The 17,397-nt window shown below is 67.9% G+C and carries 16 protein-coding genes; 9 read left to right on the top strand and 7 right to left on the bottom strand.

Going from position 1 to position 17,397, the window contains the following annotated elements; all coding sequences use genetic code 11:
- Positions 1-362: 362 nt before the first annotated feature.
- Both AC3A4T_RS01345 and AC3A4T_RS01340 read right to left on the bottom strand, forming a co-directional pair.
- Entirely contained in the window at positions 363-848 is a 486-nt protein-coding gene (locus tag AC3A4T_RS01345; protein WP_056111507.1) for a Slp family lipoprotein, read from the bottom strand.
- Positions 845-2,848 carry a transglutaminase TgpA family protein gene (locus AC3A4T_RS01340; protein ID WP_487673741.1) on the bottom strand — a complete coding sequence of 668 codons (2,004 nt, stop codon included), beginning with the start codon at positions 2,846-2,848 and terminating at the stop codon, positions 845-847. The genes AC3A4T_RS01345 and AC3A4T_RS01340 overlap by 4 nt, the downstream gene beginning before the upstream one ends.
- A gap of 555 nt (positions 2,849-3,403) precedes the next feature.
- Here AC3A4T_RS01340 and AC3A4T_RS01335 point away from each other — a divergent pair.
- Both AC3A4T_RS01335 and AC3A4T_RS01330 read left to right on the top strand, forming a co-directional pair.
- Entirely contained in the window at positions 3,404-5,143 is a 1,740-nt protein-coding gene (locus AC3A4T_RS01335) for a M91 family zinc metallopeptidase (RefSeq protein WP_487673740.1), read from the top strand.
- A complete protein-coding gene (locus tag AC3A4T_RS01330; protein WP_487673739.1) occupies positions 5,140-5,820 on the top strand; it encodes a hypothetical protein in 681 nt (226 codons plus the stop codon). Before AC3A4T_RS01335 ends, AC3A4T_RS01330 begins: the two co-directional genes overlap by 4 nt.
- Positions 5,821-5,839: 19 nt before the next feature.
- Here the strand turns inward: AC3A4T_RS01330 and AC3A4T_RS01325 are convergent, their stop codons facing one another.
- Together AC3A4T_RS01325 and AC3A4T_RS01320 are read right to left on the bottom strand one after the other, a co-directional pair.
- On the bottom strand, positions 5,840-6,772 hold the full coding sequence (locus AC3A4T_RS01325; protein ID WP_487674028.1) for a DUF58 domain-containing protein: 933 nt from the start codon (positions 6,770-6,772) through the stop codon (positions 5,840-5,842).
- 77 nt (positions 6,773-6,849) lie between these two features.
- Entirely contained in the window at positions 6,850-7,878 is a 1,029-nt protein-coding gene (locus tag AC3A4T_RS01320; RefSeq protein ID WP_487673738.1) for an AAA family ATPase, read from the bottom strand.
- 267 nt (positions 7,879-8,145) lie between these two features.
- Between AC3A4T_RS01320 and AC3A4T_RS01315 the strand changes: the two genes are divergently transcribed.
- Positions 8,146-10,029 (top strand): ArnT family glycosyltransferase, encoded by a 1,884-nt coding sequence (locus AC3A4T_RS01315; protein WP_487673737.1) that lies wholly within the window; start codon positions 8,146-8,148, stop codon positions 10,027-10,029.
- 230 nt (positions 10,030-10,259) lie between these two features.
- Here the strand turns inward: AC3A4T_RS01315 and AC3A4T_RS01310 are convergent, their stop codons facing one another.
- Together AC3A4T_RS01310 and AC3A4T_RS01305 are read right to left on the bottom strand one after the other, a co-directional pair.
- Positions 10,260-10,832 (bottom strand): Maf family protein, encoded by a 573-nt coding sequence (locus tag AC3A4T_RS01310; protein WP_487673736.1) that lies wholly within the window; start codon positions 10,830-10,832, stop codon positions 10,260-10,262.
- A gap of 84 nt (positions 10,833-10,916) precedes the next feature.
- The gene (locus AC3A4T_RS01305) at positions 10,917-11,282 is read right to left on the bottom strand and encodes a hypothetical protein (protein ID WP_487673735.1); all 366 of its coding nucleotides are present in this window, start codon (positions 11,280-11,282) and stop codon (positions 10,917-10,919) included.
- Between the two features lie 142 nt (positions 11,283-11,424).
- Here AC3A4T_RS01305 and AC3A4T_RS01300 point away from each other — a divergent pair, with 142 nt between their 5' ends.
- From AC3A4T_RS01300 to fabD, 4 genes are all read left to right on the top strand, one after another.
- A complete protein-coding gene (locus tag AC3A4T_RS01300) occupies positions 11,425-11,946 on the top strand; it encodes a YceD family protein (RefSeq protein ID WP_036111995.1) in 522 nt (173 codons plus the stop codon).
- Between the two features lie 134 nt (positions 11,947-12,080).
- Positions 12,081-12,275, top strand: a complete 195-nt coding sequence (gene rpmF, locus AC3A4T_RS01295) for a 50S ribosomal protein L32 (RefSeq protein WP_036111991.1) — start codon at positions 12,081-12,083, stop codon at positions 12,273-12,275.
- Between the two features lie 269 nt (positions 12,276-12,544).
- Positions 12,545-13,525, top strand: coding sequence for a beta-ketoacyl-ACP synthase III (locus AC3A4T_RS01290; RefSeq protein ID WP_215495003.1), 981 nt, complete (start codon positions 12,545-12,547; stop codon positions 13,523-13,525).
- Positions 13,526-14,048: 523 nt separating this feature from the next.
- Positions 14,049-14,990 (top strand): ACP S-malonyltransferase, encoded by a 942-nt coding sequence (gene fabD / locus AC3A4T_RS01285; RefSeq protein ID WP_487673734.1) that lies wholly within the window; start codon positions 14,049-14,051, stop codon positions 14,988-14,990.
- A 22-nt stretch (positions 14,991-15,012) separates the two neighbouring features.
- Here fabD and AC3A4T_RS01280 read toward each other — a convergent pair whose 3' ends face one another.
- Positions 15,013-15,795 (bottom strand): SDR family NAD(P)-dependent oxidoreductase, encoded by a 783-nt coding sequence (locus AC3A4T_RS01280; RefSeq protein ID WP_487673733.1) that lies wholly within the window; start codon positions 15,793-15,795, stop codon positions 15,013-15,015.
- Positions 15,796-16,217: 422 nt separating this feature from the next.
- On the opposite strand from AC3A4T_RS01280, the gene fabG reads away from it, so the two are divergent.
- Both fabG and acpP read left to right on the top strand, forming a co-directional pair.
- A complete protein-coding gene (fabG, locus tag AC3A4T_RS01275) occupies positions 16,218-16,964 on the top strand; it encodes a 3-oxoacyl-ACP reductase FabG (RefSeq protein WP_036111979.1) in 747 nt (248 codons plus the stop codon).
- A 129-nt stretch (positions 16,965-17,093) separates the two neighbouring features.
- Positions 17,094-17,333: an acyl carrier protein gene (gene acpP / locus AC3A4T_RS01270; RefSeq protein ID WP_036111977.1), complete on the top strand. Its 240-nt coding sequence runs from the start codon at positions 17,094-17,096 to the stop codon at positions 17,331-17,333.
- Positions 17,334-17,397 lie beyond the last annotated feature (64 nt).

The following is a 17,397-nucleotide window of genomic DNA, read 5'->3' as shown; positions in this document are numbered from 1 at the left end:
TTTGCAAAAGGGGGGCAGGGGGGATTCGCTTTTAGCCCCAATAGCCCGCAGCAAGAAGCAAATCCCCCGGCGCATTGAGTCATCGCAGAGACCTCATGCATCTCAGGCGCCAGCCCCCTTTTTCAAAGTGGGCAATGTTTAGCGTTTCCCCCGGGACGCGATGTTCAGCGCTCGCCGGTTTGCATTGCGTTGGCGATCCGCATACAGCGAAGGCATTCTGCGCGGCGATCCGTCGACACAACGCCACGCTCAAAACGTGAGTCCACCGCGACCCTCGCCATAAACCACAGCCCCAAAACGACCGAAGGCGCTTTCGCACCTTCGGTCCGCATCACCATTCGCGATTGATCATCGCGACGGGTTCACCACCAGCCCCACCACGGCCACGGCGCCGGGCGTTCGATCACGTCGACCTGTTGCCGCACCGGCCACAGATAGACCACGTCGGCGTCGAGCTGCGGGAAGCGGTAGTCGTACTGACCGATGCGCCGCGTTTCGTAACCCGAGACGCGGCCGGTGAAGGTCACTTCGCGGTTGGTCTCGAACAGCGCCGGATCGTAGAACCCGGTGCGGCAGGCGAGGAAGCGGCCGCCGGTGTCGTCGGTCGCCCAGTACGGACGGCCGGTGTCGGTCAGGCGGGTCGAGATCATTTCGAAGCAGGTGCGGTTGGCCTGCGGTTCGACCGAGACGATGCGGCCGCCCCAGCGCACCACCGCGCCGGTGCTGTCGTTGGCGGCGGCGTCGGCCGGGGTCAGGGCGGTGAACGCCCCCTGCAGCGGTTTGGGCGCGCTCACGCAGGCGCTGAGCAGCGCGACGCTGGCGGCTAATAAGGCAAGACGGAGCTTCATCGAGGTTCTCCAGTGCGGCCCGGACGGTGTACGCGTAGCGCCCGGACCAGTTCGTTGCGCAGTTCTCGGGCCTCGCGCCGCCCGGCTTGGGCACCAGCGTACCGCCAATCGCTGAAGCGTTGGCTAAGTTGGAGCAGTCCGATCGTCAAATCGGGACGCGCCTTTCCGACACGTTCAGCCCAGGCCAGGGCCGGCTCGTGCGGTTCGCGCGCCAGGCCCAGCCGGCGGTAGCGCCGGCCCAGGGCGTGCCAGGCGCGCAGCACCGGGTCGCGTTCGCGCTCGCCGCGGCTGCTGAGCCAGATCATCCACAGCCCGGCGACGCTCGCGAACAACACGAACAGCACAATCAGCTTGCTGCTGTCGAGGCGATCCACGCCGAACGGCTGCAACAGCCGTTGCTGGCGGTTGGCGTCGAAGCCGAGCACGAAATCGTTCCAGCCGCGGCGCATCCAGTCGCTGAGATTGAACAGCGGCGTGACCGCGCCGATCGAACCGAACAGGCCGCTGGCGCCGGGCGCGCGATCGGCCAGGGTGTCGTAGATGCGTTCGGGCGCGACCGCCGCGGTCGGATCGACCCGCACCCAGCCGCGGCCAGGCAACCAGACCTCGGCCCAGGCGTGTGCGTCGGAGCGGCGCACCAGCCAATAGTCGCCGATGCGGTTGTAGTAGCCGCCGGCATAACCGGTGACCACGCGCGCGGGGATGCCGGCCGAACGCATCAGCACCACGAACGAGGAGCTGAAGTGTTCACAGAACCCGGCCTTCTGGTCGAACAGAAACTCGTCGACCGAATGCCGGCCGAGCAGCGGCGTGGTCAGGGTGTAGGCGAACTCGCGGTGGATCATGCTCATCGCGCGTTCGACGATGGCCGCGTCGTTGCCGCCGAGTTCGCGGCGCCAACGCTGCGCCAACGCCAGGGTGCGCGGGTTGTAGCCCTCGGGCAGGGCGAGCGCGGCGCGGCGCATGGTTTCGCGCAGTTCGGGTTCGTAGTTGGCCGGCGGCGAGGACTGCAGATGCCAGCGGCTGAGCGAGCTCAAGGTCTGCTCGGCGTAGATGCCGTGATCGAGCGACAGTCGCGAATTCGGCGGCGCGGCCAGCGGCAGATCGAGGGCGACGAATTGACGGTCGTCGGTGGCCTCGACTTCCAAGTCGTAATCCCACAGCACCCGGCTCGAGCGCACCGGCGCCGGCGGCAGACCGCGGAACCAGCGCGGCTGGGTCCATTGGCGGCCGTCGAAATTCCACAGCACCGGACCGCGCCAGTACATCTGCGACGTCGGCGGCGCGGCGCCGCGGAAACGCGCGCGCAGGGTGACGGTCTCGTCGTTCATCAGATCGACCATCTCGCCCGGCGTCATCTTGTCCGACAGGCCCGGGCGCGCGAGCGCGCGTTCGGGCACGCCCCACAGCGGCGACCCCAGGCGCGGGAACAGCCAGAACACCGCCAGCGCCAGCGGCAGGCCGATCCCGACCAGGCGGCCGATCGCGCTCAGGCGTTGCCACGGCGACAACGCCGGTTCGACCGCGCGGCCCGGCTCCGGGCGCGCTTCGACTTCGGCCAGACGTTGCAATGTCGCCAGCGCGAACAAGGCCGCGGCCAGACCCAGGATCAGCGACAACGGCCCTTGGTCGAGCAGGAAGGTCGCGAACGGGCCGAACAGGGCGAAGCCGATCAGGCTGCGCGCATCGCGCAGGGTGTAGGTCTCCGACGGCTTGAGCGCGAACATCGCCGCGAGCAGCGCGCAGCCGGTGTCGCGGCCGATGGCGAAGCGGGTCAGCACCAGCACGGTGCCAACCAGCGCCATCACCATGACCAGACGCAACAGCGCCGGCAACGGCCGGCGCCACGACAGCACGCCCACGCCGATGCCGGCACCGGCGATGGTCAGGGCGATCTGCAGCGGCAATTGCAGCAGCAGCGGCAACAGGCAGCTCGCGCCGGCCAGCAACGCCCAGCGGCGCGAGGTCGGTTCCAGTGGCGGTGCGTTGGATCGGGCCAACCGAAAGAATTCCTGACAGGCGAAACGACACAGGCGAAGGAGCATGCGAAACAGGCGCGCTCGGTCGCATCCCAGGTGATGATGCGAACGCGACGCCGTCGTGCCGGTCAATGGCGACGGTGCGTATGCCAATTCGACGCGACCGCGACTCGCACAGTTGTCGATTGCGGACTGCTTGGCAGGCGCTATTGCCGATTACGTTTTGCGTTGTGGCGCAGCGCGTCTCGGCGCCCAGTAGTAGACCGCATGGACGCATTCAGGACAAGGACGCCGGTCGCGGTCGAACGGCGGTCGCGCGGCGTGCGATGCCGACAGCTTCGCAGACGTTGGCGACAGACATGGCGTCGCGGTCGCCGCACGGTCTGCACGCGGACCAAGCCGGCTTGACAAGCCCCGACGGCGCGGGCTATCTGGACCGTGCGCTCCTGTCGCCGCGCGTCGCAGACGATGCCCGCGGCGAGCGGGGCGATCCGGGTCGGAGGCCCGGGTCTCCATCGAGCCCGATCGAACGGGCCGGTACATTCCACTGCATCGCGCCAACTACAAGGAATCGTTATGGCCACCGGTCCCGCGCCGATCCTCGTCCACGGCACCACCGTTCCGCCCGGCAGTCCGCCGCCCGTGGCCGGTTCCACCACCGACGGCAAGCCGACCAGCAGCCAGGAGCTGTTCCGCCAGGGCGATGTATTCATCACCCGCGAAACCGTCACCGCGACCGACCCGAACTCGCGATTGCAGTTCGCCGACAAGCTCGTCATCAACACCGGCTCGGGCGACGACAAGGTCGAGATCGGCCAGCGCAACAACGGCTTGCTCGATGTCAGCATCAACGGGCAGAAATATCAGATCACCCTCGGCCCGGATCAGCAACTGGGTGTGCGCAGCGGCGACGGCAACGACGTGATCCAGGCCGCGGCCAGCGTGCGCGTGGACATGGACGTCGACGGCGGCGCCGGCAACGACACCATCACCACCGGCAAGGGCCGCGACCGCGTCGACGGCGGCGCCGGCAACGATCGCATCCAAGGTGGCGACGGTCGCGACGATTTGTTCGGCGACATCGGCAACGATCGCATCGACGGCGGCCGCGGCAACGACGTGATCTACGGCGGCGACGGCGATGATCGCCTGCTCGGCGGCGACGGTCGCGACTATCTCGAAGGCGGCAAGGGCCACGATGCGCTCGAGGGCGGCAAGGGCAACGACATCCTGTCCGGCGGCCTGGGCGACGACAACTTGCGCGGCGACCGCGGCAACGACGTGGTGTACGCCGGCGCGGGCGCCGACCGGATCGACAACCGTTCCGGTATCGACACCGTTTACGCTCAGGCCGGCGCCGACAACATCAGCCACGCGAAGGGCGCCAGGAACAAGTTCACCGAAGTCGACATGACCGCCGCGGTCGGTTCGACCATCACCGTCAGCGGATCGACCCCGTCGAACGCGTTCGAACAGCGCACGCAGGCCGATCTGGAGATGCTGCGCGCGTCGCCGAACGGCCGGCAGATGCTGTCGGAACTCGATCGCGGCGCCGATCCGACGCTCGGCAACGGCAAGCGGCTGACCATCGACGAACTGCAGAGCGAATACAACGGATTCACCGGTCCGGTGACCAATCCGACCTATCTGCAGACCGATGCCGCCGGCGTGACCACGCCCGGCACCGGCGAGCACACCCGCATCCAATACAACCCTTCCGATCACGACGAACGCTTCCCGGTGCCGGCGGTCACGCTGTATCACGAGCTGTCGCATGCCTACAACGGCATCAACGGCACCGCCCAGCGCGATCCTTTCAGCGGCGTCGGTGGTCCCGGTGGCGTCGACAGCGGCCAGAACAACGACGAGCGTCAGGCCGTCGGACTGGAAAACGACGGTGTCCCCTTCGATTTCGACCGTGACCCCAGCACTCCCAACACCACCGCCAATCCAAAGCCGCTGACCGAAAACGGGTTGCGCGAGGAAATGGGCCTGCCGTTGCGGCCGAGCTACGACGTCGGCACCTGGTCCGGCGACATGGCGGCGAACAGCGCGTCCATGCCGGGCGGCGGCACCACCGCGCTGGCGAGCCATCAGGCGCGCATCGACGCCTTGCTCGCGGCCGCCGGTTCCGGCGATCCGGCCGCGCTGCGCGCGGCGACGCAAAGCGTGGCGGCCAGCCCGCTCGGGCAGTCGTTTCGCGAAGAAGCCGCGCAGGCCGCCACGGCGCAGGAACAGGCTGCGCGGGTGTCCGCGCCGGTGCCCGAGGTGCAATTCGAGCAGGCTGGCGCGATCGCGATGGGCCCCAGACGATGAGTCGATCGAACACCAAGCTGCGCGCGCGCACCCTGTTGATCGGCGGGCTGCTGATCGCGGGCGTGGCGACGGGATGCGCGCAAGTCAAGCCAATCGACAATCCGGAGAACACCATGAGTTCCAGCGCTACTCACACGGCGAGCGCCAATTCGGCGAGCGCCGCGATCCGATCGCCGGATGCCGACCTGCAGGCTCAGTTCGATTACGACACCGCCTCGCGCATCCTGAGCGTGAGCTATAGCGTGCGCAACGCCAGCACCAGCGCCGCCCTGGTGGTGTTCGATCGCGGCAACGCGAGCGCGGTCGCTGCCGGCCGGCAGACCTTCGGTGCGGTCGGCGCGCCGTTCGAACAAGCGCAGGGCGAGGACGTCGAGCTGACCCACGCGGTGTTTGCGCTGCGCAAGCCAACGCCGACCGTGCCGCCATCGCCGATCGCGATTCGGGTCGAACCGGGCAAGGGCGTGGCCGGCCGGTTCGACGTCGCACTCAAGGGCTCGGTCGCACCGAAACGCTTGCGCTGGTGCGTGGGGGTCGCGGCGTTCGATACCGATTACCTGCGCGAGCCGCGCGACAGCGCGCAAGGCCAGTTGTGGACCGCGTCGTTCACGGCGGTGGATCACCAGCGGATGCTATGCACGCCGTGGTACGACGTCGCCACCGGAAAGTTCGAGTCCTGAGTGGATCGGTGTCGCGCGGCTAAGCGCGCGGCATCAACGCCAGCGCCTTGAGGCAGGCATGCCGATGCGCCGCGCCGGCCCCGGGCCCGAGCGCGGGCTGGTTGGGCAGGTTCAATCGATAGCGGCAGCCGTCGCGTTCGGCTTCGTCGACCCAGCGCGCCAGCCGCGAGATCCGCGCTTCCTGAGTCAGGCCGGCCAGTCGGTGCCACTCCAGTTCGACGTCGGCGCCGACGGGTTGCTCGTATTCGCGCACCAGCAGCATGTCGCGCCGTGCCGAATGCTTCCAGGCGATCGCGCGGCGTGCGTCGCCGGGGCGGTAGGCGCGCAGATGGTGGACGTCGTCGCCGGCCGGATGCAGTCGGCTCACCGCCTGATCGCCACCGCCGACCGGCAGCGGAGGGCCGTGCGCTTCGGGTGTCGGGTAGACCAACAGCGGCGCTTGCGGCCACACATGCGACCAGGCGCGCGCCAGGCCGAGCGGGCGGGTGGTGGACACGCGCAGTTTCGGCAGATCGAGCCAGCCGCGATGTTCGGTGAGCACCCGCAGTTCGGCTTCGCCCGCGCCCTGATCGAGATCCAGGCGCGCGCCGCTCAGTTCGGCCGCGCCGGGCGCGTCCACATGCAGGCCGCGCCGCACCCGGTCGGGCGCGGCGCGCGCATGCACGCGCACCAGCAGCGCGGTGCCGGCCGGGACCGGTTCGGCGTCGATCGCGACGATGCTCAGACCGGCCAGTTGCAACTGCGCCGCGATCAGGCTGGCCAGGCCGGCGCCGGCCAGCAGCAGCGCCAGCAGGAACGCCGGGTTGTTGTTGTAGTTGAGCGCGCCCAGCAGCATCGCCGCGAGCAGCGCGGCGTAGAACGCGCCGAACCCGGTCGGCAGCACGTAGATGCGGCGGCGGTCGAAACGCACCGGCAGCGCTTCGGGCCGGCGCGGCCGGGTCAGCGTCATCATCCGGGCACGCAGTGCCTGGACGTAGCGCGCTCGGATCGATGGTGCAGGCTGCGGCGAAGTGGCGGCCATGGCCGGGTTCAATCCACCGTCACCGCGTACAGGATGGACTTGGCGATGTCCGGGCCGGCGTCGGCTTCGGCGACCAGTCGATGCGAGGCGACCGCGGCGAACAGCGCCTGCACGTCCTCGGGCACCACATGCGCGCGGCCGAGCAGCAGCGCATACGCACGCGAGGCGCGCAGCAGCGCCAGGCCCGCGCGCGGCGACAGGCCTACGCGCACGCCCGGGTGCTTGCGGCTGCGCGCGAGCAACGCCTGCACATAGGCGATCAGTTGTTCGCTGGCGTAGACCGCGTCGACCGCGCGGCGGATCGCGTTGACGTCCTCGCTGCTCAGCACCGGTCGGGTCTGCGCGATCAGGTCGCGGCGATCGGCGCCCGACAGCAGATTGCGTTCGGCGGCTTCGTCGGGGTAGCCCAGTTGCAGCCGCAGCAGGAAGCGGTCGAGTTGCGAATCGGGCAATGGATAGGTACCCGACAGGTCCACCGGGTTCTGCGTGGCGATCACGAAGAACGGATCGGGCAGGGGATGGGTGCGGCCGTCGACGGTGACCTGGTGTTCGGCCATCGCTTCGAGTAACGCGCTCTGGGTGCGCGGCGGCGCGCGGTTGATTTCGTCGGCCAGCAGCACCTGGGTGAACACCGGGCCGGGATGGAACTGGAACTGGCGCGACTGCGGATCGAACACCGACACGCCGACCACATCGGCCGGCAACAAGTCGGAGGTGAACTGCACGCGCTGGAATTCCAGGCCCAGCGCCGCGGCCAGCGCATGCGCGAGAGTGGTCTTGCCCAGGCCGGGCAGGTCTTCGATCAGTAGATGCCCGTCCGACAGCAAGGCCACGAACGCCAGCCGCACCGCCTGCGCTTTGCCGAGCACCAGGCCGTTGACCTGGGCCTGGGCCTGTTCGAGGGCCGTGCGCAGGGCATCGGGTAGGATGCTGGCGTTGCCCGCCGCGCCGCTGTTGTCCGCGCGGGTCGCTGCGAGTGTGGCGCCTGCGGTCGCGGAACCTGCGGACGGTGTTGCGCTCGTCGGTGCTGCGGTCATCGTTGCGTAAGTCCTGAGTCTGTAGGGTCGAGCGTACCGCGTGCCATGGCGGTCGGTGCGACGGCGCGGGCGGGCGGCATGATCGCCCGCGGGTTCCGTCGGCTGCATTGGACGACAGGTTTTCTGGGATGAGCGTCAACAAACGCGCCTGTCACGGCGCTCCCCCCGGATGGCGCTGTGTCGCCCGACATCCACCCCATCCACCGTGGGCAGTGCCGGTCGCGCCGGCACGTACATCCATCCGAAGTGTAGCGAGGTCGAGTATCGATGCGGGACAAGGACGAAACCGGCGCGTTGCGCGATCTGCCGATTGAGCGTGTGTTCTGGAGCCTGTGGTCGCTGGTGTTGCTGCTCAAGCTCGCCGTCGCCGCGAAACTGCCGTTGTTCGTCGACGAAGCGTTCTACTGGCAGGAGGGCCGGCATCCGGCCGCGGCGTATTCGGACTTGCCCGGGCTGACCGCGTGGCTGGCGCGGGTGGGGGTGGAACTCGGCGGCAACCACACCCTGGCGCTGCGCGCGCCGTTCCTGTTGATCGCGGCGTTGGTGCCGTGGCTGCTGGCGCGGATCACCGCGCGCGAATTCGGCGAGCGTCAGGGCTGGATCGCCGGTTGCTTCGCGATCCTGTTGCCGTTGTCGGGCACCTTGGGTGTGCTCGCCTTGCCCGACGCGATGATGGCCTTGGCGACTTTGTTGTGCCTGGATGCAGGCGCGCGCTTGTTGCGCGAGGTCGATGCGCGCACCGCGGTCGAACTGGCGGCCGGATTGGCGCTGGGCGCGTTGAGCCATTACCGCTTCATCGCGGTGATCGGGGTCGGCTTCGTGGTGTTGCTGTTGTTGCCGGAAGGGCGGCGCGCGTTGCGCGACGTGCGCCTGATCATCGCGGTCGCGATCGGCGCCTCGGCGTGGGCGCCGCTGGTGGCCTGGAACATGGACAACGCCGACGCGGGCCTGCGTTTCCAGCTGGTCGACCGGCATCCGTGGTCGTTCCACCTCGACGGCCTGTGGTTCATCGCGATCCAGGCGCTGCTGGTGACCCCGGCGCTGTTGCTCGCGCTCGCTCTGGCCGGCGCGCGTGGCGCGCGCGCGGTGTCGCCGGTGACGCGTTACTTCGGCTTGCTCGGCAGTCTGGTCGTGTTGGGATTTTTCGTGCTGGGGTTTTTCGCCGACACCGAGCGGGTCAGTTTTCACTGGCCGCTGCCGGGCTTCCTGGCTCTGTTGCCGCTGCTGCCGGGCGTGCTCGCGGCGTGGCCGGGCTGGGCGCGGGTGCTGACCGTCGCCTGGGCCGGTGCGACCTTGCTGGCGATGCTGGGCTATTACGTCGCCGTGTCGATCCCGGGTCTGCGCGCGCACAGCGCCGGCGAGAAATGGTATCCGTCCAATTTCGCCGGCTGGGACGAACTGGCGCGCGCGGTGCGCGCGCGCCAAGGCGCGATGCCGCCGGGGACGCGCATCGTCGCCGACAATTTCAAGGTCGGCGCCGAGTTGGGATTCGCGCTGGACGATCCGCGCATCGCGGTGCTCGATCATCCGATCAACCACAAGCACGGCCGCGCGCCGCAGCTGCAGTTGTGGGGCCTGCACAGCGCCGGCCGCGCCGACTGGGGCGCCACGCCAGTGCTGTTGGTGGTCGGCGTGACCGAAGTCGAATACAAGAACCTGTTGCAGCGCTATCACGCCTTGTGCGCGATGGCCGGGCCGTTGCCGCCGCCGCAGATCCTCAATGTCGATCACGGCCGCCAGCGTTTCGCCTTGTTCGCCTTCGACGGCACGCTGCGCGCGGGCGAGTGCACCACGCCGGCGATGGCCTGGGTCGATGCGCCGGTCGCCGGCGCGAAGGTCGGCCGCGAGTTCGAGGTCAACGGCTGGGCGTTCAAGGACGGCGTCGGTCTGGCGCGGGTCGAGATCATGCTCGACGGACGCGTCGTCGCGCAGGCGGACTACGGCGGCGAGCGGCCGGGCGTGCGCGAGTACTGGGCCTTGCCGGACGGCAAGTATTCCAGCGATCCGCAGCATCCGAGGATCGGTTTCAGCGCGAAGATCGCGCTTGATGCTGAACCGCCGGGCCGGCATTGGCTGGGCCTGCGCCTGCACGGGCGCGATGGCAGCGTCGAGGATTGGGCGGAGCAGCCGATCGAGGTCAAGCGGCGGTGAGGTGTGTTCGGCGGATCGATAAAGCTCGCGAGTGAATCCGCGCGGATTTTTATCGCAGCGGCTTCAGCCTCGATGTGTTTCGTTTCGATCGTATCGATGCCGTATCGGGCCGTGATCGCAAAGCGTCGGGTTGAAGTCGCACCAACAAAAGCTTGGGCAAGATTGATCGCGATTGGGCATTGCGCGCAACGATCGCAACCTCGATCAATGCAGCATCAGTCAGTACCGCATCACGGCAACCGATACCCCGCCTCGCGCAACAACCGCGCCGTCGCGATCAGCGGCAGGCCGATCAGCGCGGTCGGGTCGCGCGATTCGATCGCCTCGAACAAGCTGATCCCCAGGCCTTCGGACTTGAAACTGCCGGCGCAGTCGTAAGGCTGCTCGGCGTCGACATAGCGCGCGATCTCATCGGCGCCGAGTTCGCGAAAGCGCACGACCGTGGTGTCCAGCGCGGTCAGCGGCGTCTGGTCGTGGCGCAGCACGCACAGGCCGGTCAGGAAGCGCACCTCGCGTCCCGACATCGCAGTCAGTTGCGCCAGCGCGCCGGCGCGGTCGCCGGGTTTTCCGATCGGCCGACCGTCGAACTCGGCGACCTGATCCGAACCGATCACCCAGGCCTGCGGATGCAGCGCGGCGACCGCCACGGCCTTGGCCACGGCCAGGCGCGCGGCCAGCTCGGCCGGCGCTTCGCCGGGCCGCGGGGTTTCGTCGGTCTCGGGCCGGGCGGTGTCGAACGGCAGGCCTAGGCGGCTTAGCAGTTCGCGGCGGTAGGTAGAGGTGGAGGCCAGGAGCAGGGGCATCGGGCTAGAAGAGAGTTGAGAGGAGTGAGAAAAGGAGTGGGGGGAGCGGCTAGTCGTCTCGCTAGGTATCGAGACTTTGCGTTTTCACCCCAGCGGCGCGGTCCGGACCCGCTCGATCTCGTTCAGCAACTGCTCGATCTTGACCCGGGCCGCGTCGATCGAGGCGCGGACCTCGATCAGCTGGGCCGGGCTGGCGCGGCGGCCGTGGTCGCGCAGCCACAGGCGCTGGCGCAGCATTTCGCGCATCGCGTCGCCGACCGGGTCGCGGCCCTCGTCGCCGGCGACCGCCTCGATTTCGGCGCGCGCGGTGCGCAGCCGGGCTTCCAGCGCATCGGCCGCGTCGAGCACCTCGCGCATCGCGCGCTGGCGCCGGGCCGGGCCGAACAGCCAGATCAGGGCCGACGCCAGGGCCGCCAGCACGGCCACGGTCAGGAGCAGGACGACGTTCAAGGGCGGGCTCGGCGCGGCTGCGGTGGGCCGGGCAGTCTGCACGGAGCGCCGGGGCGGCGGCAAATCCCGGCGGCAAATCCTCGTCCGGCCCGGGGCTTACGGTTTGACACAGCCCCGCACGGTCTCTAACATTCCGCGGCTTATGTCAGCCGATGTGCCATCCGGGCGGGTGCCCGATCTTCTCGATGCCTGGCGCCTGGTGGCGTCCCGGCGTGGTGTGGAAGGGCGTCTGCCGTTGTCGGCGCTGACCCGGTTGCAGGCCAGTCTGCTCGATACCGAAGGTTTCGTTGAGTACTCGCTGGATTTCGACACCGACGAGCTCAAGGTGCCGTACGTCGAGTTGAAGATCGATACCGAGTTGCCGTTGCTGTGCCAGCGCACGCTGGAACGGTTCCTGCTTCCGGTGCGGATGGTGCAGCGTCTTGGTCTGATCCGCGAGGAAGCCGACGAAGCCGCGCTGCCGGAAGGCTACGAGCCGCTGCTGATGCCCGAAGACGGCATGCTGCGGGCCTCCGAGCTGGTCGAGGACGAACTGATCCTCGCCGTGCCGGTGGTGCCGATGGCGCCGGGCACCGAGGCCATCGAGCGCGACTGGCCGGCGCCGCAGGAAGAACGCGACGCGGCCAACCCGTTCGCGCAGCTGTCCTCGCTGAAGAAGAATTGACGCAACACGCAACACCCCGCAATAACCGTTCGACCCAAGTTTCCTTCCGACCTGCAGGCGAATCAGCAAGCCGTTCCTGCTAATCGGGCTACGCTATCCACCTCAGGTTTCGACCGCTTTTCCGGAGCAAGACCATGGCTGTCCAGAAGTCCCGCGTTTCCCCGTCCCGCCGTGGCATGCGCCGCGCCCATGACGCGCTGACCAGCAAGCAGCTGGCCACCGACCCGACCAGCGGAGAGACCCACATCCGCCACCACGTGACCGCCGACGGCTATTACCGTGGCAAGAAGGTCATCGAGACCACTTCGCGCGTCGCCGACGAAGAGTAAGCTTCGTCTGCAAGCCGCGCCGCATGCCGTGAACGGCATGCGTTGCCGCTGATCTGGGCCGGCGCCGATGCGATCCGCATCGTCCCGGCACCGATCCGGGCCGTTCGCCAAGAACGGCCCCGACCGCAAGCAGACCTGCGGCCGCCGCGACTTCTACCTGCCGCCAGCTTATGCTGGCGGTCCTGTTTTCCGGTGGCCCGCGTTTGCCTGTCTCGCGCTGAGGCGCAAGCACCCTGCGGACCGCCTTACGGCAACGCCGCGGAGTGGTGATGACAGATCGGATTTACGCCCGTATCGCGGGCACCGGCAGCTATCTGCCGGAAAAGGTGTTGACCAACGCCGACCTCGCCCAATTCGTCGATACCAGCGACGAATGGATCGTCAGCCGCACCGGCATCCGCGAGCGTCATGTCGTCGCCGAAGGCGAGACCACCTGCGACCTGGCTTACCACGCCTCCGTGCGCGCCCTCGAGGCGGCCGGCGTGGACGCCAGCGAGATCGACCTGATCGTGCTCGGCACCACCACGCCGGACCTGATCTTTCCGTCCACCGCCTGCCTGCTCCAGCACCGCCTGGGCGCGAACGGCTGTCCGGCGTTCGACGTCAACGCGGCCTGTTCGGGCTTCGTCTATGCGCTGACCGTCGCCGACAAGTTCATCCGTTCCGGCGCGGCCAAGACCGTGCTCGTGGTCGGTTCGGAAACCCTGACCCGGATGCTCGACTGGAGCGATCGCGGCACCTGCGTGTTGTTCGGCGACGGCGCCGGCGCGGTCGTGCTCAAGGCCGACAGCGAAACCGGCATCCTCAGTACCCATCTGCACGCCGACGGTGGCAAGAAGGAGCTGCTGTGGAATCCGGTCGGTGTGTCGGTGGGCTTCAAGCCCGAAGAGCACAATGCCGGAGTCAAGGTTTTGATGACCGGCAACGAAGTGTTCAAGCATGCGGTCAAGGCGCTGGATTCGGTGGTCGAGGAGACCCTGGAAGCCAATGGCCTGGACCGGCATGAAATCGATTGGCTGATTCCGCATCAGGCCAATCTGCGCATCATCGAAGCCACGGCCAAGCGCCTGGACATGCCGATGGATCGCGTCATCGTGACCGTCGATCGTCACGGCAACACCTCGTCGGGTTCGGTACCGCTGGCGCTGGACGAAGCGGTGCGTTCGGGCAAGGTGCAGCGCGGGCAGTTGCTGTTGCTGGAAGCGTTCGGTGGCGGTTTCACCTGGGGCTCGGCGCTGCTGCGTTATTGATTTCTTGCTGGTTGCGAGGGCGGCGTTGGCCGTCCTCGTTCGATGTCCGGTTTTTTTGCGCGGATCGGGCTTGTCGGGTTCGGCTCGCATAGTGCAGCTCGCATGTTGCAGCTTGTTGATGCGGTGCGCGTTGGCCGGCCGTTGGTTTCGACGCGGTTGTTGATTCGCGGTCGCGACTTGCGGCGCTCCTACAGTCGGATACGTAACTAACGCTCCGCGTGCGCCACACACTTGTACGAAAGCCGCGTATCGCACTGTAGGAGCGGCGCAAGCCGCGACCGCGCAGGCATGAGTTCGCGGCGCAAGCGTGTGCGCGCACCGCGCAATCGTCATCGGCGCATCATCGCGTCAATCAAACGTTCCTCGGCGCATCGCCGCCCATCGCGCTTTCATTCCTTACGACGTCGCTCCATCTGTCGAGCAACCCAACGCCACGCCCGAATGTGACCCCGTACCGTCGGGTACAGACGATCGCGACGGTTCGCCCGTATCATTCGCGATCCTCACCGATCTGGCAGCACGCGTGACCGATCAGCGACTTTCTTTCGTCTTCCCGGGCCAGGGCTCGCAAGCCATCGGCATGCTCGCCGAGCTGTCGGAACTGCATCCGCAGATCCGCGACGCCTTCGTCGAGGCCAGCGATGGCGCCGGGGTCGATCTGTGGGCGCTCAGCCAGGGCGGTCCCGAGGAAATGCTCAATCGCACCGAATACACCCAGCCGGCGTTGTTGGCCGCGGGCGTGGCGGTGTGGCGCTTGTGGCAGGCCCGCGGCGGCGCGCAGCCGACCTTGCTCGCCGGTCACAGCCTCGGCGAATACAGCGCGCTGGTCGCGGCCGGCGCCTTGTCGCTGCGCGACGCGGCGCATCTGGTGCGCCTGCGCGGTCAGTTGATGCAGGAAGCCGCGCCCGCCGGCACCGGAGCGATGGCCGCGGTGCTCGGCGCCGAAGACGCGCTGGTCGAGGAAATCTGCCAGGCCGTGTCGGGCAGTGAAGTGGTGGTGCCGGCGAATTACAACTCGCCCGGCCAGATCGTGATCGGCGGCCATGCCGGCGCGGTCGACAAGGCGTTGACCCGCCTGGCCGAAGCCGGCGTGCGCAAGGCAGTGAAACTGTCGGTCAGCGTGCCCTCGCATACGCCGTTGATGCGCGAAGCGGCCAACCGTCTGGCCGAGGCCATGAACGGTCTGGCCTGGCAGGCGCCGAGCATTCCGGTGGTGCAGAACGTCGATGCGCAGGTGCATGCCAGCGTCGAGGCGATCCGCGACGCGCTGGTGCGTCAGCTGTACCTGCCGGTGCAGTGGACCGGTTGCGTGCAGGCGCTGGCCGCGGCCGGTGTCGGCCGCATCGCCGAATGCGGCCCGGGCAAGGTCCTGGTCGGGCTGGTCAAGCGCATCGACAAGTCTATCGACGGCCGCCCGCTCGGCACGCCGAGCGACTTCGAGACCGCGCTCGCCGATTGGCGGTGAGCGCGGACCGATCAGTCCGCGATCATTTCGCCGCGATGCCGCCGTCCACCGGCAGGGTCACGCCGGTGACGCCGTAGGCTTCGTCCGAACACAGCCACAAGGTGGCGTTGGCGATCTCTTCGGGTTCGGACATGCGCTGCATCGGCGACTGTCCGGCCAGGAAGGATTTCATTTCATCGCTCAGGAAGGCCTTGGTCGCTTCGGTGGCCACCGCCGCCGGAGCCACCACGTTCACCCGGATATGGTTTTTCGCATACATCACCGCCGCCCATTTGCTCATGTGGATCATGCCGGCCTTGGCGGTGCTGTACGACAGGCTGGTGAAGTCGACATCGACGATCAGCCCGGCGATCGAGCCGGTGTTGACGATGGCGCCGCCGCCTTGTTTGAGCATTTGCCGGATCTGGTACTTCATGCCCAGGAACACGCCGCTCAGGTTCAGCGCGATGTTCTTGTCCCAGCCTTCTTCCAGCGTGTCGTGCACGCCGGTGCCCAGTTCGTCGGGCGCCAGGATGCCGCCGGCGTTGTTGACCGCGACATCGAGCCGGCCATGCTGCTGAGCGATGTCGGCGACCAGGCGTTCGGATTGGCCCGCATCGGTCACGTCGGATTGGACGAAGCGCGCCTGCCAGCCTTGTTCGCGGAGCTGCGCTTCGAACGCGGGGCCGTGATCGGCCGACAGGTCGGTGAACACCACCGTCGCGCCTTCGCGCGCGAACGCGGTCGAGGTGATCTTGCCGATGCCGGTGGCACCGCCGGTGACCAGCACGATCTTGTTTTCGTAACGTTTACGGCTCGCGGTCATGGATCGCGCCTTGGAAGAGTGGGCGAAGCGGGGAAGGGTGGGGAGTGCGGGCGTGCCGGCAACGACGCGGCAGCGGCCATGGTGAGCGGCGAGTATTGCGCCCGCATGGCGCGGCTGAACGCGGTCTGCGTCACGTCGGCCGACGCGCGCGCAAGGCGCTTGGCGCGGATGCGCGCACGGTCCGGTTCAATCCGTGATGCGGGCCGCCGCGACGGCGCGGGCGCCGGTTCGCGCGCTACTCATCGCCACCCGCAGCCTGTACGCTTTGCTGCGGTCGCAACATTTCCGATCCGGCGCCCCCGCGGCGACCGTCCCGGCAATGCCGTCGCGATCGCGACCCGATACGATCGGGCTTGGCCCCATCGCGCGATCGCGCGCAGGTCCAGCCCGCACCGGACACGTGTTTTGAACGGAGTGAATGCATGAGCACTGCCCCGCTTTCGGGTGAAATCGCCTTGGTCACCGGCGCCAGCCGCGGCATCGGCGCCGCCATCGCCGACGAACTGGCCGCGCAGGGCGCGACCGTCGTCGGCACCGCGACCAGCGAGGCCGGCGCGCAGGCGATCGGCGAGCGCCTGGCCGCCCACGGCGGCCACGGCCGGGTGGTCGATGTCGCCAGCGCGGCCTCGATCGATGCCTTGATCGACGGCGTCAGCAAGGACATCGGCGCGATCTCGATCCTGGTCAACAACGCCGGCATCACCCGCGACAACCTGCTGATGCGGATGAAGGACGAGGACTGGCAGGCCATCCTCGATACCAACCTGAGCAGCGTCTACCGCACCAGCAAGGCGGTGATGCGCGCGATGATGAAGGCGCGCAAGGGCCGCATCATCAATATCGCCTCGGTGGTCGGCGTGACCGGCAACGCCGGCCAGGCCAACTACGCCGCGGCCAAGGCCGGCGTGATCGCCTTCAGCAAATCGATGGCGCGCGAGATCGGCAGCCGCGGTGTGACCGTCAACGTGGTCGCGCCCGGCTTCATCGACACCGACATGACCCGCGACCTGCCCGAGGATGCGAAGAAGGCCATGTTCGAACAGATCGCGCTGGGTCGCTTCGGCGAACCGGCCGACATCGCCCGCGCCGTGGCGTTCCTGGCCAGCCCAGGGGCGGCCTACATCACCGGCGAAACCCTCCACGTCAACGGTGGCATGTACATGCCGTAAGCCCTTGACGTAGGCTAGTAAGCGATTGAACCCAAAGGGGTTTCGTCGAAACCGGGGTCCGGTCTCGCGAAACCGCTCGATTCCATTAGACTATTCCATCGAAAACCCCTCACGGGAGGAGCAGCATCCATGAGCAGCATCGAAGAACGCGTCAAGAAAATCGTGGTCGAACAGCTCGGCGTCAAGGAAGACGAAGTCACCAACAACGCTTCGTTCGTCGACGATCTCGGCGCGGATTCGCTCGACACCGTCGAGCTGGTGATGGCGCTCGAAGAAGAGTTCGAGTGCGAGATTCCGGATGAAGAAGCCGAGAAGATCACCTCGGTGCAGCAGGCGATTGACTACGTCAAGGCGCACGTCAAGTCGTAACGCGCCTGGCGCTGGCCGCATGCGTTACGACGCCTGCGGCAAGCGCGCAGTACGCATTATCAAG

This window comes from Lysobacter sp. Soil_N_51 (assembly GCF_057655755.1).
This window is presented reverse-complemented; position numbering and strand designations above follow the sequence as displayed.

Coding starts and splice junctions, on each gene's coding strand:
- AC3A4T_RS01345 (WP_056111507.1), bottom strand. CDS start 848: ATGAAGCTCCGTCTTGCCTTATTAGCCGCCAGCGTCGCGCTGCTCAGC.
- AC3A4T_RS01335 (WP_487673740.1), top strand. CDS start 3,404: ATGGCCACCGGTCCCGCGCCGATCCTCGTCCACGGCACCACCGTTCCG.
- AC3A4T_RS01330 (WP_487673739.1), top strand. CDS start 5,140: ATGAGTCGATCGAACACCAAGCTGCGCGCGCGCACCCTGTTGATCGGC.
- AC3A4T_RS01325 (WP_487674028.1), bottom strand. CDS start 6,772: ATGATGACGCTGACCCGGCCGCGCCGGCCCGAAGCGCTGCCGGTGCGT.
- AC3A4T_RS01320 (WP_487673738.1), bottom strand. CDS start 7,878: ATGACCGCAGCACCGACGAGCGCAACACCGTCCGCAGGTTCCGCGACC.
- AC3A4T_RS01315 (WP_487673737.1), top strand. CDS start 8,146: ATGCGGGACAAGGACGAAACCGGCGCGTTGCGCGATCTGCCGATTGAG.
- AC3A4T_RS01310 (WP_487673736.1), bottom strand. CDS start 10,832: ATGCCCCTGCTCCTGGCCTCCACCTCTACCTACCGCCGCGAACTGCTA.
- AC3A4T_RS01300 (WP_036111995.1), top strand. CDS start 11,425: ATGTCAGCCGATGTGCCATCCGGGCGGGTGCCCGATCTTCTCGATGCC.
- rpmF (WP_036111991.1), top strand. CDS start 12,081: ATGGCTGTCCAGAAGTCCCGCGTTTCCCCGTCCCGCCGTGGCATGCGC.
- AC3A4T_RS01290 (WP_215495003.1), top strand. CDS start 12,545: ATGACAGATCGGATTTACGCCCGTATCGCGGGCACCGGCAGCTATCTG.
- AC3A4T_RS01280 (WP_487673733.1), bottom strand. CDS start 15,795: ATGACCGCGAGCCGTAAACGTTACGAAAACAAGATCGTGCTGGTCACC.
- fabG (WP_036111979.1), top strand. CDS start 16,218: ATGAGCACTGCCCCGCTTTCGGGTGAAATCGCCTTGGTCACCGGCGCC.
- acpP (WP_036111977.1), top strand. CDS start 17,094: ATGAGCAGCATCGAAGAACGCGTCAAGAAAATCGTGGTCGAACAGCTC.